This window comes from Pseudomonas sp. R3-52-08 (genome assembly GCF_003851745.1).
In the GTDB taxonomy this organism is placed as follows: domain Bacteria; phylum Pseudomonadota; class Gammaproteobacteria; order Pseudomonadales; family Pseudomonadaceae; genus Aquipseudomonas.
In genome coordinates, this window is the sequence record NZ_CP027730.1 from 3,214,422 (window position 1) to 3,239,865 (window position 25,444).

Consider the following 25,444-nt stretch of genomic DNA (forward strand, 5'->3'; position numbering starts at 1 on the left):
GTCCGCCGCTGATGGAACACCATGACCGCTGGGCGGGCAAGCTTTATGATGGCGCCACTCCGCCATTCGAGAGGACGCATCGGTGAACCGCATTGAGCACATCAGGTTGATGGCCAGCTACAACCAATGGATGAATCGCAAGGTCTACGAAGCCGCCGGCAAGCTGACAGACGCGGCGTTGGCAGCAGACCGACAAGCGTTTTTCGGCTCGATCCTCGGCACCCTGAATCACCTGGTGCTGGGCGACACGGTCTGGCTCAAGCGCTTTGCCGAGCACCCGGCAGGTTTTGCCGCGCTGGCCCCCCTCAGCACCATCGCCACACCCGTCGACCTGAGGCAGTTGGCGTTCGCAGACATACGCGAACTTTCGGCCCAGCGTGCCTGGCTGGATCAATTGATCCTCAATTGGGCCGAAAGCCTGCAGGAAACCGACCTGGACCAGCGTTTGCGCTACCACACCATGCGCGGAGCAGCGGCTGAGAAACCGTTCTTCGGCCTGCTGGTGCATTTTTTCAATCACCAGACACATCATCGTGGCCAGGTGACCACGCTGTTGAGCCAGGCCGGGGTGGATGTGGGCGATACTGATCTACTGGCGTTGTTCGACTGAGAGCGACTGATCATTTCACCTTGCTGCTCAGCGTCTCCACACTGCGCTTCAAATCATCCAGGCTGCGCTTTAAGCCCTCGATCTCGCTTTTCTGCCGATCAATAGTGCTTTTCTGCTCGTCCAATGCACGCTTGAGGCTGGCAAGCTGACTCTCATTGCTACCGGTGCTGGAGCCATCCTTGCGCTTGAATTCGTCGAAGGCGCGGTCCTGATCCTCTACTTTACTTTTGAGGCTCTGCAGTTCGCTGGCGGTAAGCTTTCGCGCCTCTTTAAGCGCCTCAATATCCCCGACTTTGATATTCGACGGATTCAACACTAACGCGTTACCCGGCCCCAATGTGGCAGCGGTCAGCGGGTCTTCCGACCACGCTCTGCGGTCACCCCACTGCACCGCAGTCGCAGCCTGCGCCGGGACGATTATCGCAGCGCTCAAAAAACCAACCATGCCTGCAGCCATCATCCAAGAATGCATACGGACCTTGCGCATCAACTGACTCCTTAACGAACTGCCGGGGTGGCATATCGCTATGACTGTCATTTATAGAGCTTGTTCCTGGGTAGGGCCCATGCCATGGGAATAATCTGGAAGGCTGCGTAGATCACTGATCTGGCAGGTTTTTTCGGATAACTGTTTGTGCAGGAAAGCGTGCATCGAGGTTGCGCCGAAGCCGCTGGATCTATATATTCGCAACCCTGCTGCACCGCGCTACCGCCCGAATGGCGAAACTGGTAGACGCATGGGACTTAAAATCCCCCGCTCGTAAGGGCGTCCCGGTTCGATTCCGGGTTCGGGCACCATAGATATCAAGGGCTTGCCGGGGAAACCTGGGCAGGCCCTTATCTTTTGTGCTGCGCAATTCCCTTCTTTCGGCGTCCTGCCGACCTATCTCCCTATTCATAATTTGCCTGCTACCTTGTTCACTCCACGGAGGAACACTGATGCCGAGCACAGATCTACTCCCTTCCCTGCTTTTCAAACTCTACGAGAATCAACTCACCCTCGAAGCCGCCATTTTGGAGCTGTCCAATTGGGTTGCCCGGCAAGGTTCTGCCGACATGGTCGGACTGCTCGGCCCGGCCGCCAGCCTTCGCCATTTCATCCAGGCTCGTTTTTGCCTGGATTGCATCGGCCGAGTCGATCTTGACGCCGAGCTGCTTGTTGAAGCTCGACGACGCCCACATGATCCGGATGTCTGCATCCATTAGGTCGGCATGGACTTCGTTGTGAATGCTGCCTGTGTCGGCGAGGATCTCGGCCTAAAGCCATTCCCACACCTCAGAGGCTGGTGTCAGGCGGATGCCGAAGTCGGCTTGGTCAGACAGCTCAAGTATTGAAGGCGGAGGGAATGGCCTATCCATGGGGCACCTTGAGCTTGTAATAGTCGCGACTTGCCGGTTATAAGTCGCCCGATAACGCTACAGAGTTCAAGGTGTAGGAAATGGATAACCTGATAAAGTTGCGTATCGGACTGACAATTGCGGCGGTTGTCGGGCTTGTACCAATCACCATCCTCTTCACGATCGGCGTAGTGGCGTTCTTTATTCCGCTCATTTTTGTCGCCAAGAGTCCTCCGCTTGGGACGCTAGCACTTATAGGCGCAGCAATCGTCTCGGCATTCGCGATATGGTCGGCATGGAAGATCTATGCACTTTCAATGGCAGCGGCACCTGTTGAGCGCAACTCACACTTGCTGGCATCGGGAGCGGTGATTGCGATGATTTGGGGTATGGTCCTCGCGTACTGGACGCGCGATCTGCCCGAACTCACATACATATTTCTTATGCCAGGAATAGTCTCGAGCTCCATGCTCGCCCTTACATTGAAAAGAGCGAAGGCTTGAGGCGGGCGACGAGTTGGGTCAGCAATTTACCCTTCTGAATTTTCCAGCAGCACATCAATCAGCTTCTGCTCACCCAGGCGCATTGCACCGAGACATTGCAGGTCGTCGCACTTAGGACCGAGGCCGAACACCGTCACCTCTCCCTTGGCGCCGATCATGGTCAGCGCACCCACGGTGCATTCGGGATGCTCACCCGCATCGAGGTCGTCGGCGATCTTGCGCAAGGTCTTGGCGGCGTCGCGACAGTCTTCCCGCTTGAACTCCAGCAATTTAACGGTCATTCAGGCCACCATGAATTTGTTGATCCGCAAGCTGCGCGCCAGCATGATCTAACGTTCCGATCCGTAAAAAACGTGACCAGACTGCCTGGCACTACACCAGTCAAAGGATACTGACCTAATGAAGTCAATGCTCACCGCTGCAGCGCTAATAACTGCGACGACTCTTATTGCAGCCTGTCAGAGCGGGCCATACACCCCGCCGGGGCCTAAAACTGAAGTACCGACTGCCAAAATGAGCGTTGGCAACTTCATTTCACCGAAAGCGTGTACGAGTGGCACAAATACTCTGAATGGCAAATTGATTGGAGCCAGCCTATGTATCCGATCGCAGAAATATGAAGTCTTCGGTGGCCCAGATATCACCCTGAGCTTCAATCGTGAGCTCGTTACGGTGCTGACCCCTGAGGAAGCGGTCAAAGGGTTCAGAGCTACAAAATACGGCGTCACTGCTTCATTCAAGTGCGAAGAAATCCCGAAAAAAGACACCGATGAAGGGCGCTCTTATCATTGCTCCTACGATGCAAGCAATCTTCCTTTGATCAGGGCTGATATCACATTTCCATAGCCGAGCATGGCACCCAATCTCGCGCCACGATTTAGCGCATTCGAAAACGTGGCGCGGATGAGCCGGGTCTACTCCGCTGAATTTGATTTTATGAGACTTCAACACCATGCACGCACGTTTGTATCTCATCGCGTTACTTCTCACTGGCCCAGCACTGGCATCGGAGCCATCCCGCTACAGCTACGACGAAGCCCCTACTGACGGCTACATGTACGCCGTCAGGTATCAACAGGCCAAGCTGGCTTGTGAATCGCTGCCTGATGACCTTGAAGCGGACTATGCGAAAGCGATGCGCCTTACCAAAGAAGCTAACCCCGAATTTGAGCGAACTTTCGTCAAAGGCTTAGCGGCAGATCTTAGGTGGCGCAAACCAGCGACGCCCGAAGATCAGCATTTGGAGTGCGATCAAAGTCAGCATGCACTGCGCGTGACGGTAAGTCTCGCCCGCCAGTGGTTTCCAGGGGCATGGTAGGCGCTTGTATTATTTGGTCCGCCGCTCGACACCATCATGCGCCTTGTCACAATGCAGGCAGTGCTCGCAGCTCAGCGTCCGACATAGCCAGACCTTCACCCGCTGCCAGTACTTGACCATGAAGATGTGCCGGGCACCGGCCATAGCCAGGGATACGTGTAGCGTCAGGCCGGCGGTGGTCGGACCGAAGAAGATATTCTGGCTACGCACCGACACAACGAAACCGGTGATGGCGATCGTGGTGTAGATCAGCTTCCCAAGAATGCCGCCGTCTGGTTCGCCTACGTCTCCATCTGAGGGGCGGAATTTATGGCTGTAGAGGACAGCCATCCTGAAGCCTTCGTCATTTCCTTGGGAATAGGCATCTTAGAGCAACCGCAAGAGCCGCCGCTAAGAAGGAGGCAGCAATTTTCGAAGATGAATGAATCACATTGAGAAAATCACCGAAGGTCGCCGTCTCCGGATCAGCTTTCAGGAGAAATAATACGATGAAGCCAAGATAACAGCCTAGAGCACACCCTAAAAACGCCTTCATTTCAGATCGCGCGAAAGCGATGGAGCGTTGAGTTAACAAAGCACCACTGTGGGCGGCACTTCTTAGCGACTCGTTGAAATTCATAGGCTGGTTCCTTCCATTGATTGTTGGCGGACCAATAGTAAATCAGATGCGCGACTCGCGCGCTAAGGCAGGTACCGACAAGGCAGCGTCGAGCGGTGACATTTTGCAAGCTCGTGATCAGCTCGGGCACACCACCGTGGTCATGGCCGAGAACTACATTCGCAAAAGGATCGGTAAAAGGTCACGCCGACGAGGTGAATTCTGCACCGCAATCATTTTCTTCCCCTTGAAAACAAAGAACTGCAAGGGGTATTAAGAGAACGCATAGCGGTGCAGAATTGACGCTATGTCATTGTTTTAAACGATTACATTGCGGACTTAAAATCCCCCGCTCGTAAGGGCGTCCCGGTTCGATTCCGGGTTCGGGCACCATAGATATCAAGGGCTTGCCGGGGAAACCTGGGCAGGCCCTTATCTTTTCTGCTGCGCAATTACCCTTCTCCGGCGCTCTGCCGATCGATTGACTCCCACAGAAAATCAACCGAACTACGCACGCATCCCAAGGTTCTATCAGGAGACACCTGGACATTTCCAGGCCAACCCGCATGGAGCTGAACATGTCTGACGATCTGAAAAACCGTGGCCCGCAAGACCGTGCTCGAGTGAACACCTCCGAAGCCTGGGAGTTGAAACATTGGACGAAAGAGTTTGGCGTGACTGAGCAACAGCTCAAGGAGGCAGTGAAAGCTGTTGGTCCAATGGTCGACGACGTGCGTAAAAAACTCGGCAAGTGAGAGTGGTGACGCCCCTGCTGCATCAATTGAAGCCGCACCTGTTGCGGCTTCAATCATTGGCCAGATGGCCGTGCGAATGCTCTCTACGTCAACGAAGAAAAACCTTGTGGGCTTTTGATTTTCTTAATAAAGACGTACAGAACCAGCCCAACCACGCTAACCACTAGACAGCTAAACCAGATCGCCCAGAGGGTCTTTTTAGCAGCCTCATGAAACGACATCGTGCCGGTATAATCCCGCTGGCTAAGGATGACATTGGACAACAGGTTGGTTGCAAGGCCTGCACTGAAAAAAGGTATCAAATACAGCACGACCTGATATTGATTTCGAAGATCCCTTTCTTCGGCGGTCGAGTCTGGCAAGAGTCCAAAAATGCTTTGAACCATCCCCAGAAAAAGTGCTGCCCATACGAGCAATAGTATCGATGCCGCCACATCCATCCATTTGGGGGTCTTGGGGTCGCGTATGGCAACCAACATTGCTGCTGCACCTAGACCGCCCAGAAGGGTAGCACCGATGTGAAAGTTTTTAATTAAGTCGAACAACTGCGCAATCTCCTGTCCAGGCTGAGATATTTGTCTTACAAAGAACCAAGACAAAAAAAGACAACCGTTTAGCCTATTTCCATGCCCCTGCGAGGGCACTTAATTAATAGGATCACTCCATCCCCAACAATAAAAATCCGCCGCCCTACAAGCACCTCCACTTGAATATCCAATTAATTCATCCTGAACGGGTCAAATAGAACACTTTGTCCTAAAAGCTTCACTTTACGTATAAATTCCACCGTTAGCTTGACTGCTTCGGAAATCTTTGGATTTAAGCTGGCGGCTGCTAATAATTCGTCTACAAGTGCGTCAATCTGCGAACCAGAAAATATATCGTAGTCATCAAAACTCAAGTTGGAAAGCATTGGAAACTGCTTGCTATCCAGCTTGAAGAAAAGATTCGCAGCACTTAAAGGGATTTCAATTTTATCAAGACAACCCTCTTGCCCAGTGGCTGCTAGATCTTTATCCCACATCATTAAGTAATACATGATTTAAGTCTTAATAACTCATTAGTGTGCAGATAGGCCCCACAGCGCTGGCCGATGTAGGGTTTGATCAGACGCGTGCGCTCAGCCTCGGTCAGCGCATCGGCGCCGCCCAGCTCGATGGTTCTGATCGGGAAGCAGCGGGTGTCGACGGGGGTGGCCGGTGCTGCTGTCGCAGCGGACTTGCCCGGCAGGTCTTTGAGTTCGTCGATGCGCCGTTGCTGCTGTTCGAGCAAACGGTCTTGGCGGTCGCGAATCAGGTCGGTGATGCCCGGCGTGTTCTGCGCCGTGGCGGCTTGCACCCAACCGGTGGTGCTCAAGCAAACGATAACGGACAGGCCGCCCAGACGTATCAAACGCCACATGTCTAGATCCCTCTATGTGGCTCAGTGCCACCAACGGGCGCGGATCTTAAAGTGGCATTTTGTTGGCGTCAATTAAATGTAGAAATTTGTTTCTCTGGTCAGCTCTGTGCGATTCAAACAAAAAAGGCGCTCCGTAGAGCGCCTTCTTACCGCCGATTGCGTTACTGCAAACTGACCTGACGCAACTCAGGCTTTGCCTCGCTACCAATCGTGATGCGTTTGGGTTTGGCCTCTTCAGGCACCTCGCGCAGCAGGTCGATGCTCAGCAAGCCGTTGTTCAGGGATGCGCCACGCACTTCGATGTGGTCCGCCAGGCGGAACGACAGCCGGAACGCACGTTGGGCGATGCCCTGGTGCAGGTAAGCGACCTTCTCGTCGGTTTCGCGTTTTCCGCCGGAAACCGTCAGAACGCCTCGTTCGACCTGAATATCCAGATCCTCCTCGGTCAGGCCAGCCACTGCGATGACAATCCGGTAGGCGTCATCACCGTGCTTTTCCACATTATGAGGTGGATAGGAGTTCGGAGCCTCGCTGCGCAGCGCCGACTCGAACAGGTCATTGAAGCGGTCAAAGCCCACCGATTGACGGAACAGTGGGGCCAACGAAAGGGTAGTAGCCATTTTAAAATCTCCTGAGTTTCTCCAAGTGATTTAGTACGCGACCCGTCTTCGGCATCGCGTGATCAAAAATTTATGGACGCACAAAAAGAATTCAAGAGGGCTGAGAAAAAATTTTTATCTGGCGGATAACGCTATCGCGAGAACTGCGGCGTTATCGCTTGTGCTCTAATCTTAAGCCCAGGCGTGCTTTAACCCGTGAGCGCCTGAGACAGCCCTTGAGGTACAAAAAAATGAAAATGACTCTCCCTGCCCTTGCATTGGGCATCCTGATTTCCCAAGGCGCCATGGCCGCCGGGGATGGCACTGCCGCCCTGGGCGGTGGTGTCGGCGGCGTGCTGGGCAATGTGGTGGGCCAGCAGCTGGGTGGTTCGACCGGCGCGGCCATCGGCGCCGGTGTAGGTGGCGCAGCCGGCGGCGCGGTGGGCGCGCAGAAAGGCAATCGCACGGAAGCAGCGCTTGGCGGCGGGGTCGGGGCTGCAGGGGGTTCGGTTATCGGTAACCACCTGGGCGGCAGTACCGGTTCGACCATCGGCGCAGGCCTGGGTGGCGCCGCCGGTGGCGCGGTGGGCAACAACCTGGCGGATGACGAGAGCAGCCATCGCTCCGACGGCCGCAAGCACAAGGGCAACAAGCATAAACACAAGAACAAGCACCGTTGATCTGACGCTGCCCGGGCTGAACGACGTTAAGTGCCGTTCAGCCCGGCCTGCCAGCATTACATCGGCGTACTGCTCACCACGCGCAACGCCAGCCCTTCATACGCATCCAGCGTAATCGTGAACGTCCCCTCTTCCGTCAGGTCCCCTTCCACACGCTCATTGATGATGTCCACCACCGGCCCCGGTGCGATGTTGGGCAGGTGCAGGGATTCGGTGATCGGCGTGGCGCCGAAGTTGAGCGCAGTGATCTGCGTGCCCTTACCCGCCGGCAATTCATGAACCATGATCAGCAGGCCTGGGTGTTCTACATCCGGGATCAGGATCTGGCGGCTGGCGGCGATGTCGTAGGCGCGGCGCACGCCGAGGATTTTCTGCAGCTGCGAGGCGAATGAGTCCGGGTCCTGCAACTGGCTGTTCAAGCTGCCATACAGGCTTCTGGAACGCGGCATCTGCCCGGCCGACAGCTCGGCGTCGGGGTTGAGGTCGACCAGATCGTAGGCGCCACGATGAATCCAGCGCGTATCGCCATCGGCCATCAGATGCGCGACTTCTTCGGCGGCCAACGGCAGCGCGCCCACCAAGTCCCACCCCGATAGCGCAAACACCCCAGGCTGCATGGCGTTGTACATCACCAGCAGCAAATGGATCTGGCGAATCTGCTGGATATCGGCTGCGGTGATGGCCTCCAGGTCACGAATGCCGAGGGCGGCGGTAATGATGCTGGCGGTGGTGCAGGACACGCCGTTGGTGACGAACTTGAGGTTATACGGCGCATGTTCACCGGTCAGGCGTTCGTACATCTGCTCGCGGATATGCTCACGCAGGATATTGCCGGGGAAGGTCTGGCCCTGGAACATAAAGCTGTCATGGGCATGCAGCGTCCAGAAATGCACCAGCTCCAGGGTCAATTCATCGTGGTTTTGCAGCGCGTGGATCAGCGAGCCAGGGTCGATGCCGAGGCTGTGCATCTGGCGCAGCATCAGGCGCAGGAATTCAGTGTCGCCCATCAGCAACGCGTGCTGGTAGGCCGGCCGGGTGATGAAGTCATAGGACAGGTCGGCGCCGCCATGGGACATGGAAGCGATGTCGTCCACGGTGAGGTTGAGTTCCTGGAAACTGAAACCGCCGGCCTTGCGGATCGCCCCGCCGAGCAACTGGTTGCCGGTGATCGACAGCGGATGGCTCTCCGACCAGGCGCTGCCGTCGAGCTTGCGCTCCACGCCGAGGAAGCCGTTGGCGTCCAGGCGCAGGATCTTGGCGCCCATCACGTCGATGGCGTGCAGCGCGTCGCCGATAATCATCTGCTGGGCGGCGAAGGATGGATCGAGCCAGTTCAGCGACGGCTGCCCTTCCTTGAAGTAATGCAGGTACACCCAGCGCCGCGGCTTGCCGTCGACACCCAGCACCACCGGCGTGGCGCTCCAGTCGGTTTCCTTGACGCCGGGCTCGAAGAAGATCACCCGCTGCAATTGGCCGACGATGTAGTGCTTGTCGCGCAGCGCATCCACCTGCGGCGGGCTTAGGTTCTGCGCGTCGCGGCCCTCGGCGACGTCCGGCAGCAACGGCCAGTCTTCTTCGCGGATTTCGACCATGTGGTACAGGCCGGGATAGTCTTCATAGGCCATTTCCGCCAGGCGAAAATCCGCGCCCTTGCCAGTGTGCGAGGGGATCACGTCGTCGATGATCACCGCGTTGTGCGCGGCGGCCATGCGTGTCAGCGCCTGCAACTGCGCCTCGGTGCCCAGTTGCGGGTCGATGTCGAAGCTGATGCGGTCGAAATTGCCGTCGATGGTCGGCGTATGTTCGGTACCGGACAAGCCGCCGGATTTCTTCAGCGGCCCGTTATGGATGCCCTGGATGCCGATCTTCGACAGCACATGCCACAGGGTTTCGTCGCCCAGCGCTTCCAGCACCGTGCCGTCTTCGCGAGTCACTATCGATGCCGGATACGCCGTGAACCACACCGATGACAAGGCTGACGCGTCACGCGGCCGGGTTTGCGCAAAGGGCTGCTGCCACATCCGCCCCTGCCCCGAATAGAGTTTGGCCCGCTGGCGCGCCGCGTGCAGCATGGAGCATTGCACCAGCCAATTCACATGATCGTTGTCCGCCGCCGTCATAAGCCTGATACCTGTGGTCGTGAAAGGTTACTCGTACGCATAGGAGCGACGCGCGGGGCGATTCGTTGCATTGAGATGCAGATTCAACTGTGGGAGGGGGCTTGCTGATCGTTGCTGATCGTCCCCACGCTCTGCGTGGGAATGCCTCCTGGGACGCTCCGCGTCCCGCCGACCGCTGCACCTGGGAGCGACTGCGCATAGGTGACGCAGAGCGTCACGGGCTGCATCCCCACGCGGGAGCGTGGGAACGATCGTCATTAGGGCTTGCCCCCTCCCACATTGGATAGCAGCTATATCAAGCCTTGCGTCGCCTGTCGGTACTGCCTCGGCGTGAACCCCGTCGACGCCTTGAACTGCCGGGTAAACGCGCTGTGGTCGGTGTACCCGCACTGCAACGCCACGTCGGTGATCGGCAGCGCGGTATGCAGCAATCGGTGGGCATGTTCCAGCCGTACCTTCTGGATCATCTGCCGAGGCGTGAGGTGGAACACACGCTTGCAGTAGCGCTCCAGCTGCGCCACGGAAATGCCCGCAATGCGCGTCAGCTCGCCGAGGGTGACACGGCGGTTGAAGTGCGCGCGGATATGCGCGTCCACTGCCGCCAGGCGCTGGTAGGCCGGGTGGGTTTCGCTGGCCGATTGCAGGTCGACCGAGATACCGGCCAGGCCGATGATCGTGCCGCTATCGCTATACAACGGCCATTTGTGCGTGAGGCACCAGCCGGGTTCGCGGCTGCCGTACAGGTGCAGCTCAAGCTGGTCTTGCAGGACGAACCCCTGTTGCAGCACCCGTCGGTCCTGCTCGGTATAGCCCGGCCCCAGTTGCGCGGGGAACACTTCGGCGCTGGTCTTGCCCAGCAGCGGTTGCAGTTGCCGCAGGCCGCAGCGCTGCACCAGGGTGCGGTTGGCGAGCACGTAGCGGGCGTCGATGTCCTTGATGAAAATCGCCGCGTTGGGGATCACGTCCAGTAACGGCAACAGCTGCGCAGCGCCCGTCAGCAGTTGCTCGATGCTGTGGGGGCGGCTGCCCTGCAAGAGACTCGCCAGCATGTTCTGCACCATGACATTCATCGCCCGTTTCTGACCCCGACGCCGAGCAGAGTGCCCCATGCCCGGGACGCTGTCGAGCGCCGGCGATTGTGCTGAATTCGTCATCCATCCCCACAAAAAACATCAATCGCCGTGGGTTTATCGGGCTCACGATAGGGCCCCTGCATGCCTATCCAATAACTCACAAGAAGGCGCCGCTATGTCAGGCCAAGGCAAGTTCAAGAAACAGCTGTCATTGATGGACCTCACCTTTATCGGGTTGGGTGCCATCTTCGGTTCGGGTTGGTTATTCGCCGCCAGTCATGTGTCTGCAATCGCCGGTCCCGCCGGGATTATCTCCTGGCTCATCGGCGGCTTCGCCGTGCTGCTGCTGGGCATTGTGTACTGCGAACTCGGCGCCGCCCTGCCCCGTGCCGGTGGCGTGGTGCGTTACCCGGTGTATTCCCATGGCCCGCTGTTGGGTTACCTGATGGGGTTTATCACGCTGATCGCGTTCTCCAGCCTGGTGGCGATCGAGGTCGTCGCCTCGCGCCAATACGCTGGGGCGTGGTTTCCCGAGCTGACCAAGGCCGGCTCCAGCGACCCGACCACCCTCGGCTGGCTGGTGCAATTCGCCTTACTGTGCCTGTTCTTCCTCCTCAACTACCGCAGCGTGAAGACTTTCGCCATCGCCAATAACCTGGTGAGCGTGTTCAAGTTCATCGTGCCGCTGCTGGTGATCGGCGTGTTGTTCACCTTTTTCAAGCCGGCGAATTTCCAGGTGCAGGGCTTTGCGCCGTTCGGGCTGTCGGGCATCGAGATGGCGGTGTCGGCCGGCGGGGTGATCTTCGCCTACCTGGGGCTGACGCCGATCATTTCGGTGGCCAGTGAAGTGAAGAACCCGCAACGTACGATTCCGATTGCATTGATCCTTTCGGTACTGCTGTCGACGGCAATCTACGTGCTGCTGCAAACCGCGTTCCTGGGGGGCGTGCCCACCGAGATGCTTGCCAACGGCTGGGCCGGGATCAGCAAGGAATTGGCGCTGCCCTACCGCGATATCGCCCTGGCACTCGGCGTGGGCTGGCTGGCGTACCTGGTGGTGGCCGATGCGGTGATCTCCCCCAGCGGCTGCGGCAATATCTACATGAACGCCACCCCGCGCGTGGTGTATGGCTGGGCGCAGACCGGCACGTTTTTCAAGATTTTCACCCGCATCGATGAAAAATCCGGCATCCCGCGCCCGGCCTTGTGGCTGACCTTCGGCCTGTCGGTGTTCTGGACCCTGCCGTTCCCGTCCTGGGAAGCGCTGATCAACGTGGTCTCCGCTGCGCTGATCCTGAGTTACGCCGTAGCCCCGGTCACCGTTGCCGCGCTGCGCCGCAATGCACCGCAGCTGGCGCGCCCGTTCCGGGTCAAGGGCATGGCGGTACTGGGCCCGCTGTCGTTCATCATCGCCGCGCTGATTGTGTACTGGTCGGGCTGGAGCACGGTGTCGTGGTTGCTCGGCCTGCAGATCCTGATGTTCGTGGTGTACCTGCTGTGCGCACGCTGGGTGCCCACCGCGCACCTGAACCTCAAGCAACAGGTGCGCTCGTCGGCCTGGCTGATCGGTTTCTATGCGGTGACTATCCTGCTCTCCAAGCTCGGCAGTTTCGGCGGCATCGGCCTTATCAGCCATCCGTTCGACACCGTCGTCGTGGCGGTCTGCGCCCTGGGCATTTACTACTGGGGCGCTGCCACCGGCGTACCGGCCCACCTGGTGCGCCTGGAAAGCGAAGACGATGAAAGCGAAGCCGTCAATGACGATCACTACAGCCCACCACTCTCTGCAGCCACTCACTGATGGAGCCTTGCATGAAACGCCTGCACGTCATCGACTCTCACACCGGCGGCGAACCTACGCGCCTGATCATGAACGGCTTCCCGGCGCTGGCGGGGGCCACTGTCGCCGACCAGCTCGACGACCTGCGCAGCCACCACGACCAATGGCGCCGCGCCTGTCTGCTGGAACCGCGCGGCAACGACGTGTTGGTGGGCGCACTGTATTGCGCGCCGGTCACCCCAGGCGCCACCTGCGGCGTGATCTTTTTCAACAACGCCGGCTACCTCGGCATGTGCGGCCACGGCACCATCGGCCTGATTGCCTCGTTGCACTACCTGGGGCTGATCGAGCCCGGTGTGCACACCCTCGACACCCCGGTTGGCCCGGTGGCGGCTACGCTGCACGACGACGGCACAGTGACCCTGCGCAACGTGCCCGCCTATCGCTATCGCCGGCACGTCGCGGTGGACGTGCCCGGCCATGGCGCGGTGATGGGTGACATTGCCTGGGGCGGCAACTGGTTCTTCCTGGTGTCCGACCACGGCCAGGCGTTGCAGATGAGCAACGTCGACGCCCTCACCGACTACACCTGGGCCATGCTCAAGGCCCTTGAGGCCCAAGGTATCCATGGCGCAGACGGCGCGCTGATCGACCACATCGAACTGTTCGCCGATGACGCCAATGCCGACAGCCGCAACTTTGTGATGTGCCCCGGCAAGGCCTACGACCGGTCCCCTTGCGGCACCGGCACCAGCGCCAAGCTCGCCTGCCTGGCCGCCGACGGCACACTCGGCCCCGGCGAGCCGTGGGTTCAGGCCAGCATCACCGGCAGCCAGTTCCAGGCCCGCTATGAATGGGACGGCGAACGCATACGCCCGTTCATCACCGGCCGCGCCCACATGACCGCCGACAGCACCTTGCTGATCGACGAGCAAGACCCTTTTGCCTGGGGCATCTGAGCCCCTCTTCCTACTCAAGTACCAAGGAGTCAGTACCATGAGCGACAACATCTTCACCGGCTGCATGCCCGCCCTGATGACGCCCTGCACCCCGGCGCGCACACCCGACTTCGATGCCCTGGTGGCCAAGGGTCGCGAGCTGGTCGATATCGGCATGAGCGCCGTGGTGTATTGCGGCTCCATGGGCGACTGGCCGCTGCTCACCGAAGCCGAGCGCCAGGAAGGCGTGGCGCGCCTGGTGGCCGCCGGCGTACCGACCATCGTGGGCACCGGTGCAGTCAACAGCCGCGAGGCCGTGGCCCACGCCGCGCATGCCGCCAAGGTCGGCGCGCATGGCTTGATGGTGATTCCGCGCGTGCTGTCCCGTGGCGCTTGCGCCACCGCGCAAAAGGCCCACTTCGCGGCGATCCTCAACGCAGCGCCGAACCTGCCGGCGGTGATCTACAACAGCCCGTATTACGGTTTCGCCACCCGCGCCGAGCTGTTCTTCGAACTGCGCCGCGAGCACCCGAACCTGATCGGTTTCAAGGAATTCGGCGGCGCTGCCGACCTGCGCTACGCAGCGGAAAACATCACCTCCCAGGACGATGACGTGACCCTGATGGTGGGCGTCGATACCCAGGTGGTGCACGGCTTCGTCAATTGCAACGCCACCGGCGCGATCACCGGCATCGGCAACGCATTGCCACGGGAAGTGCTGCAACTGGTGGCACTGAGCAAAAAGGCCGCCAAGGGCGATGCCAAGGCCCGTCGCCAGGCGCGGGAGCTGGAAGCGGCGCTGGCGGTGCTGTCGTCGTTCGATGAAGGCTGCGACCTGGTGCTGTATTACAAGCACTTGATGGTCCTCAACGGTGACCAGGGCTATGCCCTGCACTTCAACGCAACCGACGTGCTCAGCGACGCGCAGCGCCGCTATGCCGAGCAGCAGTACGCGCTGTTCCGCCAGTGGTACGCCAACTGGTCGGCAGAGCAGAACGTTGACTGACCCTTGTGGCGAGGGAGCTTGCTCCCGCTGGCTGCATAGCGGCCTCCGGCCTTTATTGGGGGGCGCTGCGCACCCCAGCGCAAGCAAGCTTGCTCGCCACAAATGTCTCGCGCCTACTTACTCTTTGTGTTTTCCAGGATGATCCCATGACTCTGACGGGCAATATGCTGATCGGTCAGCAATCCCTTTGCGGCACGCGCGAAGCGATCCGGGCCGTTAACCCCGCCACCGACACGCCCCTGGAGCCCGCCTACGCCGGCGGCGACAGTCAGCATGTCGAGCAGGCTTGCGCGCTGGCGTGGTCCGCTGCTGACGCTTACCGCGAAACCTCCCTGGCCGCCCGTGCCACGTTTCTCGAGACCATCGCCGACAACATCGAAACCCTTGGCGATGCGCTGATCGACCGCGCCATTGCTGAAACCGGCCTGCCCCGTGCCCGAATCCAGGGCGAACGCGGCCGCACCTGCGGGCAGTTGCGCACCTTTGCCCGCACTGTGCGCCTGGGCGAATGGCTGGACGTGCGGGTGGACCCCGCGCACCCTGAGCGCCAGCCCTTGCCCCGCGCAGACCTGCGCCAACGCCACATTCCCCTGGGCCCGGTGGCGGTGTTTGGCGCCAGCAACTTTCCCCTGGCCTTCTCGGTGGCCGGCGGCGATACCGCGTCGGCACTCGCCGCCGGTTGCCCGGTGATCGTCAAGGCCCACCCGGCCCACCCCGGCACCAGTGAGCTGGTGGGCCGCGCCATCGCCCAGGCGGTGCAACACTGCGGTTTGCCACACGGGGTGTTTTCACTGCTCTACGACGCCGGGCATGAGGTGGGTACCGCGCTGGTGACCGACCCGCGTATCAAGGCGGTGGGCTTTACCGGTTCGCGCAGCGGCGGCATCGCGTTGTGCCGGGCGGCCCAGGCACGCCCCGAGCCGATCCCGGTGTATGCGGAAATGAGTTCGATCAACCCGGTGTACCTGTTTCCAGCCGCGCTGCAAGCACGCGGCGCGGCGCTGGCCGAAGCGTTTGTCGCCTCACTGATCCAGGGCGCCGGTCAGTTCTGCACCAACCCAGGCCTGGTGATCGCCCTGCGGGGCGCCGCCCTGGAGCGCTTCATCCACAGCGCCAGCGACGCGCTCCAGCGGTGCCCGGCGCAGACCATGCTCACCCCCGGAATCTTCCAGGCCTACGAACGCGGCGTAGCCAGTCTGACCCAGTATGCGCGAACCGCCGCACAGGGCTTAGCGGCGAGCGGACCGAACCAGGGCCAGGCCCAGCTGTTCGTGACCCAGGCCGAGGCATTCCTGAGCAATCCACACTTGCAAGCCGAAGTCTTCGGCGCCGCCGCGCTGGTGGTGGAATGCCGCGATGCCGAGCAAGTGCGCCAGGTATCCGAACACTTGGAAGGCCAACTCACCGCCACCCTGCATCTGGATGAACCTGACCTGCCACAGGCACGGGCGTTGTTGCCGGTGCTGGAACGCAAGGCCGGTCGCCTGCTGGTCAACGCCTGGCCGACAGGCGTGGAAGTGTGCGACGCCATGGTGCATGGCGGGCCGTTTCCGGCCACCTCGGATGCGCGCAGCACCTCGGTGGGTACGGCGGCGATCCTGCGGTTCCTGCGCCCAGTGTGCTACCAGGACTTCCCGGACGCTTTGCTGCCCGCCGCACTGCAGCAGGGCAACCCGTTGCGGTTGCGCCGCTTGCTCGACGGCCAGAGAGAGGCGTAGACGATGGCCACGCCCAACTCAGCGGATATCGTCGTGGTCGGCGCCGGCATCATTGGCGTCGCCTGTGCCGTGCAACTGGCGCGACAAGGGCGCCAGGTGCAGGTGATCGACGCGCAGGCGCCCGGCCTGGGCGCCTCCTATGGCAATGCCGGACACCTGGCGACCGAGCAGGTGTTTCCCATCGCCGACCTGTCAATCCTCAAACGCTTGCCGGCCATGCTGCTGGATCCCATGGGCCCGCTACGTCTGGACTGGACCTACCTGCCCCGCGCCCTGCCCTGGTTTATCCGCTTGCTGCTGAACCTGCGACCGGCCCCCTACCAGCGCAGCGTGGCCGGCATTCGTGCATTGAACGAAGCCAGCCTCGGCGCGTGGCAGCGCTTGTTGCAGTCCATCGGGCAACCTCAGCTGTTACGCGAAGACGGTTCGCTGCTGGTGTATGAGCGCGCCGAATCCCGCGCAGCGCTGGATGCCTTGCAACAACGCATGATCGCGCAAGGCGTGCCGGTGGCGTTCTGGTCGGCTGAAGCGGTGCACGCGGCGGCGCCGCACTTGAGCGAGGCCATACAGGGCGGTCTGTTTTTCCCCGCTACGGGGCATTTTCTCGACCCGTACACGGTGGTTGGCGCCCTGGTGGATGCGGCCAAAGCCCTGGGCGTGGACTTCTTGCAGCAGCGCGTCCTCGACGCCCGTGTGGACGGCAGCGGCGTGTCACTGCTCACCGACCAAGGCCCAGTCACGGCGCGCCAGGTCCTGATCGCCTGCGGCGCCCACTCGGCGGCGCTGACCGCCACACTCACCGGCAAACGCGTACCGCTGGACACCGAGCGCGGCTATCACCTGATGCTGCCCCACGAACACGCGCGCCTGCCCTTCGCCGTCACCTCGCTGGAGCGCAAATTCATCATGACCCCCATGCCCGGCGGCCTGCGCCTGGCCGGCACCGTCGAATTCGCCGGCCTGCAACGCCCGGCGAACATGCAGCGGGCGTGGCAGTTGCATCGCTTGGCCAACGGGCTGTTCCGCCAGCCGTTGAATGCTGACGAAGCCACGCCATGGATGGGCTTCCGGCCGTCGCTGCCCGACTCATTGCCGATCATTGATCGGGTGTGCGATGGCAAGGTGTTGCTGGCGTTCGGTCATCAGCATTTGGGGTTGACCCAGGCGGCGGTGACGGCAGAGCTGGTTGGGCGGTTGGCATCAGCTGATGTGGAACAGCCCGACACATCCTTTATTGCGCCCTATCGCCTCGGGCGATTTTGATACGGCAGCAACTTACGAAAAACCAGGAGAATCCCTACAAAGAGCCGTTGAAGTCTCCGCCGCAGCTTAAAAACAAGGCATAGCGGGCGGATGAAGGTCACACGCGCTCTGGCGTTGGCCCCATAAACGGCACGTTTAAACATCAAGCAATAATTCAACCCGTGCGCTGGAAACGTTGCTGATAAAACCATAGGCGGGCCCCTCTCCACGAGAACAACGCCGTGAAAACCCCGTCCTCTAACGACTCGATCAGCGCCTGGTGCTGGGTGGGCAAACTGATGCCGCCGCTGACGTTACTGACAACCCTGCCACGCAAAGCCTTACTCGACACTTTGCGTATGCGCACCAAAGGCACGTTGGTGTTGGTGGTCGCACCGGCCGGATACGGCAAGACGACACTCTTGATGCAATGGCGACAAGCGTTGCTGGCGAGCACTCCACCGGCATCCGTAGCCTGGTTGTCATTGGACGAAGCCGACGCGGACCCTAATCGTTTCCTGTCTTATCTGATCCTTACCCTGGACCGCGCCGGGTTCGATCTGGGTCACTTGCCACGTCTGGCGCACAACCAGTCACTGGACGCACAGCCCAAGCGCACGCTGACCGCCCTGCTTCACGCACTGGCCAGGGAGAACCGCCAGATCACATTGTTTGTCGATGACTATCACGCCGCCGCAAATCGTGATCTTGACCCCCTTGTGCAGGCCCTGCTCGAACAGGCCGCGCCTTGGCTGGAATGGGTAGTGTCCGCGCGGATACGGCCGGATTGGCCCTTGGCACAGTGGAAGGCCCATGGCTGGGTGCATGAGGTGTCCGCCCAGGCACTGAAACTGACAATGGCCGAGACCGGTGAAATCCTGGGGGCGGAGGTTGCGCCTCGCGAACTTCAACATGTTCACGAAATAACCGAAGGGTGGCCAGTGGCTGTGCAACTGGCCCGTCTGTGGCGCGCCGAGGGTGATACATCCATGTATGGCCTGGCGGATTTTAGCGGGCGCATTACCGACATGACCGACTACCTGACAGGGCAAGTGGTACAGCGACTGTCGCCTGAATGTCAGGACCTCCTGCGTGACATGGCACTGCTGGAACGCTTCAATGCCGAACTGGCCAACGCTGTGCGCGGGCGCAGTGACAGCGCACGGTTATTGATGCAGATGGCCCATCTGGACGCCCTCCTCGTGCCACTGGACGCCAAGCGCCAGTGGTTTCGTCACCATCGCCTGCTGCGGGACTTTCTCAAGCAAAGCATCGATGCAGAGGCGGCGCGCACTATCCATTATGCGGCGGCGCAATGGTTCGCTGAAGAACGACACTGGGCAGCGGCAATCGCCCACGCATTGGGCGCATGCGACACACGGCTGGCGGTCGACTTGCTGGTGCGTGCAGGGGGCTGGGAGGTGGTGCTGTACCACGGCATTCGCTACGCCCAAAGCCTGCTGCACTTGTTCGAAGAACATACCCGCAGGACAGAACCCGATCTGCTCCTGCTCCAGGCCTACCTGCACGCCAAACTCGGCGACTACGCCCTCGCCGCTCAATGGCTTGATGAAGCCCGACGTCGGATCAAGGACGCTCCGCGCCTGGCACGCGACTTTCATGTAATCCAGACACTGGCCAACGCCTACGTGGATCAATTTGAGCGCCATCCCTGCACAGACATCGTAGGCGACGGCTCGCTGGCACAGGCTACGCTCGCGTGTGTGCATGCGCTGCAAGCGTTAGTGGAGGGGCAGTTGCCGCAGGCTTTAGAGACCATCCGCGCGGCACACCTGAAGATGCGCCTGGTCGCCAGCTTGCGCGGCGAACACTATTGCAGGGTGCATGAAGCACAGGTGCTGGCCATGGCGGGCGATGTGCGTGTGTCAGCCAGGACGGTCGATGAAACGTTGGCAATGGCCGACAGGGAGTTCGGCAGCGAAAGTTCGCTACGAGCGCTAGTGGGCTGCCCCGGCACAGCATCTGTACTGGCAGGGCTTATGGACCGAGGCAACGCCCTGGTTTCGCGATGGCTGGGTGTCGCTGGAGCACACGGATGGCTGGCTGGACATCGCAGCCGTCACTGCGGAAGTAGCATGGCGTATAGCGTTGAGAAACCTGGGCTTGCAACCGGCCTTGCTGGAGCTTGAGCACGCCAGTCAACTGGCGGCCTCGCGCAACTGGCAACGCCTGGCCCGGTTGGTGCGTACCTGGCGAGTCGATGCGCTGGTACAAAGTGGTTCATTGACCCAGGCGCGCCAAGAGGCGCTGGCGGCCCAATTGGAAAAGGCGGCGGCGAGCCCGGACGACTGGCGCAACCAGGAGGCCGCCACGCTGGCGTTGGCCAGGCTCAACTTCGCGACAGGCGCATCCGGCGTCGCGCTCAGTGGTTTACGAGCCGGGGCCAAGGCTCTGCAGGACAAAGGCTTGCAATTGCCCGCCTGGCGCCTGCAACTACTGACCCTCGCAGGCTACGCAAAGGGCCACGCTGTTAGCCAGGATGCGGTCCTGGCGTCCATTCCAGCGTATGTGTTGCCAGGGCTGCTGTTGGAGGCCGGCCCATGCTTACTCACTGCACTGGAAGCAAGCCCCGCCACCCGTGCCAACCAGCAGGCAGTTATTACACGCATAAGGGGATGGCGCGCGCACCCTATTCGCCCACGCTCCTCATTCAGCGCCAAGGAAACCCGGATTCTGATCCTGCTTGCCGAAGGGCAATCGAACAAGGCGATCGCCCAGGCCATGGCTATTTCCGAGAACACCGTGAAGTTCCATCTCAAACACGTATTCACCAAGCTCAATGTAGAAAGCCGCACAGCGGCTGTGGCTGCAGCGTTGCGCCTGGGCCTCGTTGCTGCACTTGATTGACGCACCAACCTACCCGGACGGGTAGTCGACCTGCCCAGTTCATCACGCCCTACCCGCCAGCCGTGTAGCCGTCTCCCCAGCCGCGCCCCTAGTCTTTTATCAACACCAGCGAGAGGCGCTCTCCTGGTTGCAAAAACAATAAAGACAACAGGAGGTTCCCTATGGGTATGAACGGCAAAACAGTGCGTGTGGCCACCGATGTCGGTGGAACCTTTACTGACCTTGTGTATTTCGAAAGCGATTCGATCACTGGCGAACAGACAATTCGTACCGCCAAAGTCGATACCACCGCGCCGAACTTCGCCGACGGGGTGCTCAACGTGATACGCAAAGCCAACGTCGACCTCGACACCGTGGATTTCCTGGCACACGGCACCACGGTTGTCATCAATGCCCTCACCGAGCGCCGGGGTGTCAAGACAGCCCTGATCACGACCCAGGGTTTCCGTGACGTGCTGGAGATCGCCCGGGCCAATCGCCCCGACTATTTCAACCTCAAATGGGTCAAGCCGGCGCCTTTCGTGCCGCGCTATTTGCGCCGCGAGGTTGCCGGCCGCCTTGGCACCTCGGGCCAGGAACGCGAGCCGCTCGACCTCTCGCAACTGCCTGAAATCCTTGAAGCGTTTCGTGCCGACAAGGTGCAAGCCATTGCGATCTGCCTGCTGCACGCTTACGCCAACCCGGCGCATGAACAGGCACTGTTGCGCGAAGTCCGCAGGCTTTGGCCGACCGTATCGGTCGTAGCGTCCCATCAGATCACCCGCGAATGGCGTGAGTATGAGCGCTCAAGTACCACCGCACTCTGTGCGTACATACAACCTATCGCTGCGCGTTATCTCGATGATCTCGCCGACGGATTGCGCGAGGGCGGGTATAAAGCACCCTTGTACATCATGCAGTCCAACTGCGGCGTCGATAGCGTGGAGCATGCACGGGAAACGCCGATCACCATGGTCGAATCGGGCCCTGCAAGTGGTTTTTGGGCTGCGGCCGAACTGGGAAAATTAATCGACGAGCCCAATATATTGGGCCTCGATATTGGCGGCACTACCGCTAAATGTGCGTTGATTCGCAACGGCCAGGTATCGATAAAAACCGACTACTGGATCGAGCGCAATCGAATCAATGCGGGCTATCCCATCATGGTGCCAGTGGTCGACCTGGTCGAGATCGGCAACGGTGGCGGGTCAATTGCCTGGGTCGACGATTTCGACAAGCTGCACGTCGGCCCCCTGTCTGCCGGCGCCGTACCGGGCCCGGCCGCTTATGGCAACGGTGGCACCATGATCACCACCACCGACGCCAACCTGGTGCTCGGGCGCATCAACCCGAATTACTTTTGTGGCGGCAGCATAGTTGCCGACCTGCCGGCTGTAACCCGCGGCCTGAATGACCTTGGGCAACGCTTGCAACTGCCGACCGATGAAGTGGCCCGGGGCATCGTGCGCCTGGCCAACGATAATATGGTCAACGCCTTGAAGCTCGTGTCCTTGAGCCGTGGACATGACCCACGAGAATTGACGCTGATGGCGTTCGGCGGCGGCGGTGCCATGCACGCTGTCGCGCTTGCGCAAGAACTGGGCGTGGAGAAAGTGATCGTTCCACGCAGCGCGTCGGTCTTCTCCGCCTGGGGCATGACGCTCTCGGACCTGCGGCGGGACCTGTTTATCAACCGCTTCGTGGATACCACACAAGACGGCAGTCTTGCGCAGACACAGCAGTTCCTCGATGAGCTGACAGGCCGCGCCCGCGAGCAGTTCATCACTGAAGCGATCCATCCGCAACAGGTCGAACTCCAGGTTCTGTGCAAGCTGCGCTATCAGAACCAGGAACATTCCGTCGAGGTCCCCCTTAACCCGCTTGAGTCCCTGCACACCGATTGGGCGGCGATCGAGCAACGCTTCCATGATCTTTACGAACAGCACTACACCTATCGTCTGCAGGCACCTTTGGAAATCATCGGTTTTCACATCGTCGCCGTTGGCCAGATTGACAAGTTGACGCCCCATGCACTGCCGATTACCGGCCGCCGGATCAGCGAAGCCTGCAAAGGCCAGCGCCTGGTGGATTACGCCCAGGAAGGCATTCATGAGGCCAGCCTTTACGACTACAGCTTGCTCGAGCCCCTGATGACATTTTTCGGGCCGGCCATCGTCGAGGACGCGGGAACCACCGTAGTGGTTCACCCCGGCAACCGCGTGCACGTAGACCGCCTCGGCAACCTGCACATCATGATCCACGGCTAAGGGAGCACTGCCATGAGTAGTCTCGATATTTTCACTCGCGACATCATTCAAAATTCACTCCAGGCGATCGCGGACGAAATGTTCACCGTCATGCGCAAGGCCGCGATGAGCCCGGTGATCTACGAAGTGTTGGACATGGGCACCGGGATTACCGACGCCCAGGGCGAAATCGCCAGTTCCGGCGCGGGTATCCCGGCGTTTGTCGGTGTGCTGGACAAAGCCGTAAAGAAAATCCTGCTGCATCACCCTTTGCCCCAAGACATCGAAGACGGTGACGTTTTCATCAGCAACGACCCACATGACGGCGCGGTCACCCACCTCAATGATGTGGTGCTGGCCATGCCTGTGTTCGCCGACGGTCAACTGATCGCCTGGACCGCCAACATCGCGCACTGGAATGATGTTGGCGGCAGAGTCCCCGGATCACTGTCCACGGATGCCTCGGATATTTTCCAGGAGGGCTTGCGCCTGGCATCGGTCAAGTTGATCAGCCGAGGGCAACCGATTCGCTCGGTCTTGCAGATCCTGCACGCCAACACGCGGATGCCGGACTTCATGGAAGGCGACCTGTGGGCGGGAGTGGCAGCAGTGCGCGGCGGGGCCACGCGATTGCGAGAGTTGGTGAGCAAGTACGGCAGCGCGCTGTTTCTACTGGCCATGCAAGACTTCATGGACCTTGGCGAAAAAGTTTCGCTCAGAGCCCTGGCCGCGTTGCCCGCCGGGCAATTGAACCTGGAAGAACTGCAAGACGACGGCAGTCTGTTCAAGGTGCGTATTGATATACGCAACACCGAATTGGTGATTGACCTTCGGGATAATCCCGACCAATGCCTGGGCCCGACCAACCTCAGCCGCGACGGTGCTGTAGTCGCAGCACAGATGGCGTTCAAGGCGTTAACGGCCCCGCAAGGCATCACCAATGGCGGCACGTTTCGCCCGCTCCGGGTATTGACCCGCCCCGGGTCGCTGTTCGACGCATTGCCGCCTGCCGCTGAAGGCTTCTATTTCGAAAACCTGATTCGCGTACATGACTTGATCCTGTGTTGCCTGGCGCAACACTTCCCCGACCGGCTGCCCGCCGGAAACTTTGCCTCGGTGTGCGCCACGATCATTGGCGGCGTGCACCCAGACTCCGGCCGCACGTTCACCCTTGTCGAACCGGAAATCGGTGGGTGGGGCGCCGAACCAGGACGCGACGGCAATAACGCTGTTTACTCCGGATTACATGGCGAAACTTACAACTGCCCGGTTGAGGTCTGTGAGGCCCGCTATGGGCTGTATGTCGAACGTATGACACTCAATGATGAACCCGGCGGGCATGGGCAGTTTCGCGGCGGGCGCGGTGTGTGCATTGACTACCGCATTCGTGCCGACGGCAGCTTCCTGACTTGCGGCTATACGCGCTCGGTCATTCCGCCCTGGGGCCTGGAACAGGGGGCCGAAGGCACGCCCAATTACGTCGAAGTCGTCCGCACGAACGGCGACAGCGAACGCTATTGCATGGCCAGTGGCATCGCCCTGAGCGCCGGGGACTTGGTCAGAGTGCGCACTGGAGCCGGTGGTGGATACGGCCCTGCCAGCCAACGTGATCCGGACGCCGTACGCGACGACCTTAAAAACGGCTATGTCGACGCCGCCACGGCGCGGCAGGTGTACGGCCTGGTGACGTGATCCCTGGGAGAGACTGACCTCCCGCACAGACCTCAAGAACAACAACAAAAAAGAGAGCAACACTATGAAACCGCAATACTCATCGCGTTTATGGGTAGGGCCCACCCTTGCCTTGGTTTTAGCAATCAGCCCAGCAGCTCGGGGCGATCAGTTCATTGGATTTGCTCAACCAGGCTTACCCGGCACGTGGGCCCTGGAATCGTTTCCAGTGTTCAACCGCACCGCAAAAGGCGACGTTCGCGCCGGCAGCAATACCGTTCTGGCGTACTTTTCGGAAACCGGCCTTACGGGAACGCAGCGTGACCAATTGCAATTCTGGGTGGGCGCCGATACGGGGTATACCCGCACTAATGGCGCCAGCAACGATGATTCATGGAGCGTCGCATCACCGAACCTGGGCCTGGCTTATTACTACAACGTGCTTGAGCCCACCAGCGCTTATGGCTCAGATGACTACACCACCTTCTGGGTCAATCCGACGCTCTCCCTTGAGTTTCCCAACGGCAATGATCAAGGAACGGGTTATGGCGCTTTTGCCAACCGTTATGGCGCCAGCTTCAGCCTTCCCTTCTACGTTCGCATGGGCCGCTTTGCCGCCACGGTCACTCCCGCCGGCATCCACTATGCGGCGCGCAATCGACACGCCACCGACCTTGGCGACGGCAACCCGAGCCAACTGCGCGGTGGCGTCAGTTACTGGCTGGCCAATATCGCTGCCGGGTACGCGGTGACGGACGACCTCTGGCTCGGGGTGCATCACGCCTACCACATCAACAACCGCTCGGCGTCAGACTTCAAAGAGTCCCGGCAAGGCAAGATCGGTCCGGCGATGACCTACACAGGTTTCAGCAAACAGAAGTTCTACCTGTCCGCCAACCTGAATTTTGACTACTACCACAGCGATAACCTGCCCTATTCCAATAGCTTGACCATGGCTCTGGTGAAGTTTTTCTAGTGCCATCAGCCCACTGAGAGAGGAA

General features: G+C 60.2%; 25 protein-coding genes, 1 tRNA gene and 2 pseudogenes. 17 read left to right on the forward strand and 11 right to left on the reverse strand.

Annotation, left to right across the window (positions count from 1 at the left end):
- Nucleotides 1-82 precede the first annotated feature (82 nt).
- Nucleotides 83-610 (forward strand): DinB family protein, encoded by a 528-nt coding sequence (locus C4J91_RS14640; RefSeq protein WP_124362991.1) that lies wholly within the window; start codon nucleotides 83-85, stop codon nucleotides 608-610.
- Nucleotides 611-620: 10 nt separating this feature from the next.
- Here C4J91_RS14640 and C4J91_RS14645 read toward each other — a convergent pair whose 3' ends face one another.
- Nucleotides 621-1,097: a hypothetical protein gene (locus C4J91_RS14645; protein WP_124362992.1), complete on the reverse strand. Its 477-nt coding sequence runs from the start codon at nucleotides 1,095-1,097 to the stop codon at nucleotides 621-623.
- A gap of 224 nt (nucleotides 1,098-1,321) precedes the next feature.
- On the opposite strand from C4J91_RS14645, the gene C4J91_RS14650 reads away from it, so the two are divergent.
- Nucleotides 1,322-1,408: transfer RNA gene (locus C4J91_RS14650), tRNA-Leu, on the forward strand.
- A 321-nt stretch (nucleotides 1,409-1,729) separates the two neighbouring features.
- Here the strand turns inward: C4J91_RS14650 and C4J91_RS14655 are convergent.
- Nucleotides 1,730-1,969, reverse strand: a pseudogene (locus C4J91_RS14655) (hypothetical protein); the annotation flags it as partial.
- Between the two features lie 80 nt (nucleotides 1,970-2,049).
- Here C4J91_RS14655 and C4J91_RS14660 point away from each other — a divergent pair.
- Nucleotides 2,050-2,451 (forward strand): hypothetical protein, encoded by a 402-nt coding sequence (locus C4J91_RS14660; RefSeq protein WP_124362993.1) that lies wholly within the window; start codon nucleotides 2,050-2,052, stop codon nucleotides 2,449-2,451.
- 26 nt (nucleotides 2,452-2,477) lie between these two features.
- Here the strand turns inward: C4J91_RS14660 and C4J91_RS14665 are convergent, their stop codons facing one another.
- A complete protein-coding gene (locus C4J91_RS14665; RefSeq protein WP_124362994.1) occupies nucleotides 2,478-2,732 on the reverse strand; it encodes a hypothetical protein in 255 nt (84 codons plus the stop codon).
- A 118-nt stretch (nucleotides 2,733-2,850) separates the two neighbouring features.
- Between C4J91_RS14665 and C4J91_RS14670 the strand changes: the two genes are divergently transcribed.
- Complete coding sequence (locus tag C4J91_RS14670; protein WP_124362995.1) at nucleotides 2,851-3,297, forward strand: hypothetical protein; 447 nt, start codon at nucleotides 2,851-2,853, stop codon at nucleotides 3,295-3,297.
- A gap of 106 nt (nucleotides 3,298-3,403) precedes the next feature.
- Nucleotides 3,404-3,769, forward strand: a complete 366-nt coding sequence (locus tag C4J91_RS14675) for a hypothetical protein (RefSeq protein WP_124362996.1) — start codon at nucleotides 3,404-3,406, stop codon at nucleotides 3,767-3,769.
- Between the two features lie 9 nt (nucleotides 3,770-3,778).
- On the opposite strand, the gene C4J91_RS14680 is transcribed toward C4J91_RS14675, so the two are convergent.
- Both C4J91_RS14680 and C4J91_RS14685 read right to left on the reverse strand, forming a co-directional pair.
- Nucleotides 3,779-4,099: a hypothetical protein gene (locus C4J91_RS14680; protein ID WP_256681583.1), complete on the reverse strand. Its 321-nt coding sequence runs from the start codon at nucleotides 4,097-4,099 to the stop codon at nucleotides 3,779-3,781.
- A 13-nt stretch (nucleotides 4,100-4,112) separates the two neighbouring features.
- Nucleotides 4,113-4,388 carry a hypothetical protein gene (locus C4J91_RS14685; protein ID WP_124362997.1) on the reverse strand — a complete coding sequence of 92 codons (276 nt, stop codon included), beginning with the start codon at nucleotides 4,386-4,388 and terminating at the stop codon, nucleotides 4,113-4,115.
- Between the two features lie 557 nt (nucleotides 4,389-4,945).
- Between C4J91_RS14685 and C4J91_RS14695 the strand changes: the two genes are divergently transcribed.
- Complete coding sequence (locus C4J91_RS14695) at nucleotides 4,946-5,122, forward strand: DUF3606 domain-containing protein (RefSeq protein WP_124362998.1); 177 nt, start codon at nucleotides 4,946-4,948, stop codon at nucleotides 5,120-5,122.
- Between the two features lie 83 nt (nucleotides 5,123-5,205).
- On the opposite strand, the gene C4J91_RS14700 is transcribed toward C4J91_RS14695, so the two are convergent.
- The 4 genes and pseudogenes from C4J91_RS14700 to C4J91_RS14715 form a co-directional block, all read right to left on the reverse strand.
- Nucleotides 5,206-5,667, reverse strand: coding sequence for a hypothetical protein (locus tag C4J91_RS14700; RefSeq protein WP_124362999.1), 462 nt, complete (start codon nucleotides 5,665-5,667; stop codon nucleotides 5,206-5,208).
- 173 nt (nucleotides 5,668-5,840) lie between these two features.
- Complete coding sequence (locus C4J91_RS14705) at nucleotides 5,841-6,161, reverse strand: hypothetical protein (RefSeq protein WP_124363000.1); 321 nt, start codon at nucleotides 6,159-6,161, stop codon at nucleotides 5,841-5,843.
- Between the two features lie 5 nt (nucleotides 6,162-6,166).
- Nucleotides 6,167-6,523: pseudogene (locus C4J91_RS14710) on the reverse strand (ShlB/FhaC/HecB family hemolysin secretion/activation protein); the annotation flags it as partial.
- Between the two features lie 161 nt (nucleotides 6,524-6,684).
- Entirely contained in the window at nucleotides 6,685-7,143 is a 459-nt protein-coding gene (locus C4J91_RS14715; protein WP_124363001.1) for an Hsp20 family protein, read from the reverse strand.
- Nucleotides 7,144-7,373: 230 nt separating this feature from the next.
- Here C4J91_RS14715 and C4J91_RS14720 point away from each other — a divergent pair, with 230 nt between their 5' ends.
- Entirely contained in the window at nucleotides 7,374-7,802 is a 429-nt protein-coding gene (locus C4J91_RS14720) for a hypothetical protein (protein ID WP_124363002.1), read from the forward strand.
- A gap of 56 nt (nucleotides 7,803-7,858) precedes the next feature.
- On the opposite strand, the gene treS is transcribed toward C4J91_RS14720, so the two are convergent.
- Nucleotides 7,859-9,922 carry a maltose alpha-D-glucosyltransferase gene (gene treS / locus C4J91_RS14725; RefSeq protein WP_124363003.1) on the reverse strand — a complete coding sequence of 688 codons (2,064 nt, stop codon included), beginning with the start codon at nucleotides 9,920-9,922 and terminating at the stop codon, nucleotides 7,859-7,861.
- A gap of 290 nt (nucleotides 9,923-10,212) precedes the next feature.
- Complete coding sequence (locus C4J91_RS14730; protein ID WP_124365159.1) at nucleotides 10,213-10,983, reverse strand: AraC family transcriptional regulator; 771 nt, start codon at nucleotides 10,981-10,983, stop codon at nucleotides 10,213-10,215.
- A gap of 187 nt (nucleotides 10,984-11,170) precedes the next feature.
- On the opposite strand from C4J91_RS14730, the gene C4J91_RS14735 reads away from it, so the two are divergent.
- From C4J91_RS14735 to C4J91_RS14775, 10 genes are all read left to right on the forward strand, one after another.
- On the forward strand, nucleotides 11,171-12,796 hold the full coding sequence (locus C4J91_RS14735; RefSeq protein ID WP_124363004.1) for an APC family permease: 1,626 nt from the start codon (nucleotides 11,171-11,173) through the stop codon (nucleotides 12,794-12,796).
- Between the two features lie 11 nt (nucleotides 12,797-12,807).
- A complete protein-coding gene (locus tag C4J91_RS14740) occupies nucleotides 12,808-13,734 on the forward strand; it encodes a 4-hydroxyproline epimerase (RefSeq protein ID WP_124363005.1) in 927 nt (308 codons plus the stop codon).
- Nucleotides 13,735-13,771: 37 nt separating this feature from the next.
- Entirely contained in the window at nucleotides 13,772-14,719 is a 948-nt protein-coding gene (locus C4J91_RS14745) for a dihydrodipicolinate synthase family protein (RefSeq protein ID WP_124363006.1), read from the forward strand.
- A 146-nt stretch (nucleotides 14,720-14,865) separates the two neighbouring features.
- The gene (locus C4J91_RS14750) at nucleotides 14,866-16,437 is read left to right on the forward strand and encodes an aldehyde dehydrogenase (NADP(+)) (RefSeq protein ID WP_124363007.1); all 1,572 of its coding nucleotides are present in this window, start codon (nucleotides 14,866-14,868) and stop codon (nucleotides 16,435-16,437) included.
- Between the two features lie 3 nt (nucleotides 16,438-16,440).
- Nucleotides 16,441-17,700 (forward strand): FAD-binding oxidoreductase, encoded by a 1,260-nt coding sequence (locus C4J91_RS14755; protein WP_124363008.1) that lies wholly within the window; start codon nucleotides 16,441-16,443, stop codon nucleotides 17,698-17,700.
- A 221-nt stretch (nucleotides 17,701-17,921) separates the two neighbouring features.
- A complete protein-coding gene (locus tag C4J91_RS14760; protein WP_256681584.1) occupies nucleotides 17,922-19,829 on the forward strand; it encodes a hypothetical protein in 1,908 nt (635 codons plus the stop codon).
- Entirely contained in the window at nucleotides 19,789-20,547 is a 759-nt protein-coding gene (locus C4J91_RS27805; RefSeq protein ID WP_256681585.1) for a LuxR C-terminal-related transcriptional regulator, read from the forward strand. The genes C4J91_RS14760 and C4J91_RS27805 overlap by 41 nt, the downstream gene beginning before the upstream one ends.
- 167 nt (nucleotides 20,548-20,714) lie before the next feature.
- Nucleotides 20,715-22,793, forward strand: coding sequence for a hydantoinase/oxoprolinase family protein (locus C4J91_RS14765; protein WP_256681586.1), 2,079 nt, complete (start codon nucleotides 20,715-20,717; stop codon nucleotides 22,791-22,793).
- Nucleotides 22,794-22,805: 12 nt separating this feature from the next.
- The gene (locus C4J91_RS14770) at nucleotides 22,806-24,464 is read left to right on the forward strand and encodes a hydantoinase B/oxoprolinase family protein (RefSeq protein ID WP_124363010.1); all 1,659 of its coding nucleotides are present in this window, start codon (nucleotides 22,806-22,808) and stop codon (nucleotides 24,462-24,464) included.
- Between the two features lie 208 nt (nucleotides 24,465-24,672).
- Nucleotides 24,673-25,419 (forward strand): hypothetical protein, encoded by a 747-nt coding sequence (locus C4J91_RS14775; RefSeq protein WP_256681587.1) that lies wholly within the window; start codon nucleotides 24,673-24,675, stop codon nucleotides 25,417-25,419.
- Nucleotides 25,420-25,444 lie beyond the last annotated feature (25 nt).

Excerpts from the sequence above, each read along its gene's own strand:
- C4J91_RS14730 (WP_124365159.1), bottom strand. The coding sequence starts at position 10,983 with ATGGTGCAGAACATGCTGGCGAGTCTCTTGCAGGGCAGCCGCCCCCAC.
- C4J91_RS14680 (WP_256681583.1), bottom strand. The coding sequence starts at position 4,099 with ATGGCTGTCCTCTACAGCCATAAATTCCGCCCCTCAGATGGAGACGTA.
- C4J91_RS14670 (WP_124362995.1), top strand. The coding sequence starts at position 2,851 with ATGAAGTCAATGCTCACCGCTGCAGCGCTAATAACTGCGACGACTCTT.
- C4J91_RS14755 (WP_124363008.1), top strand. The coding sequence starts at position 16,441 with ATGGCCACGCCCAACTCAGCGGATATCGTCGTGGTCGGCGCCGGCATC.
- C4J91_RS14740 (WP_124363005.1), top strand. The coding sequence starts at position 12,808 with ATGAAACGCCTGCACGTCATCGACTCTCACACCGGCGGCGAACCTACG.
- C4J91_RS14695 (WP_124362998.1), top strand. The coding sequence starts at position 4,946 with ATGTCTGACGATCTGAAAAACCGTGGCCCGCAAGACCGTGCTCGAGTG.
- C4J91_RS14675 (WP_124362996.1), top strand. The coding sequence starts at position 3,404 with ATGCACGCACGTTTGTATCTCATCGCGTTACTTCTCACTGGCCCAGCA.
- C4J91_RS14750 (WP_124363007.1), top strand. The coding sequence starts at position 14,866 with ATGACTCTGACGGGCAATATGCTGATCGGTCAGCAATCCCTTTGCGGC.
- C4J91_RS14715 (WP_124363001.1), bottom strand. The coding sequence starts at position 7,143 with ATGGCTACTACCCTTTCGTTGGCCCCACTGTTCCGTCAATCGGTGGGC.
- C4J91_RS14660 (WP_124362993.1), top strand. The coding sequence starts at position 2,050 with ATGGATAACCTGATAAAGTTGCGTATCGGACTGACAATTGCGGCGGTT.
- C4J91_RS14705 (WP_124363000.1), bottom strand. The coding sequence starts at position 6,161 with ATGTATTACTTAATGATGTGGGATAAAGATCTAGCAGCCACTGGGCAA.
- C4J91_RS14685 (WP_124362997.1), bottom strand. The coding sequence starts at position 4,388 with ATGAATTTCAACGAGTCGCTAAGAAGTGCCGCCCACAGTGGTGCTTTG.
- C4J91_RS14645 (WP_124362992.1), bottom strand. The coding sequence starts at position 1,097 with ATGCGCAAGGTCCGTATGCATTCTTGGATGATGGCTGCAGGCATGGTT.
- C4J91_RS14720 (WP_124363002.1), top strand. The coding sequence starts at position 7,374 with ATGAAAATGACTCTCCCTGCCCTTGCATTGGGCATCCTGATTTCCCAA.
- C4J91_RS14745 (WP_124363006.1), top strand. The coding sequence starts at position 13,772 with ATGAGCGACAACATCTTCACCGGCTGCATGCCCGCCCTGATGACGCCC.
- C4J91_RS14770 (WP_124363010.1), top strand. The coding sequence starts at position 22,806 with ATGAGTAGTCTCGATATTTTCACTCGCGACATCATTCAAAATTCACTC.
- C4J91_RS14665 (WP_124362994.1), bottom strand. The coding sequence starts at position 2,732 with ATGACCGTTAAATTGCTGGAGTTCAAGCGGGAAGACTGTCGCGACGCC.
- C4J91_RS14765 (WP_256681586.1), top strand. The coding sequence starts at position 20,715 with ATGAACGGCAAAACAGTGCGTGTGGCCACCGATGTCGGTGGAACCTTT.
- treS (WP_124363003.1), bottom strand. The coding sequence starts at position 9,922 with ATGACGGCGGCGGACAACGATCATGTGAATTGGCTGGTGCAATGCTCC.
- C4J91_RS14735 (WP_124363004.1), top strand. The coding sequence starts at position 11,171 with ATGTCAGGCCAAGGCAAGTTCAAGAAACAGCTGTCATTGATGGACCTC.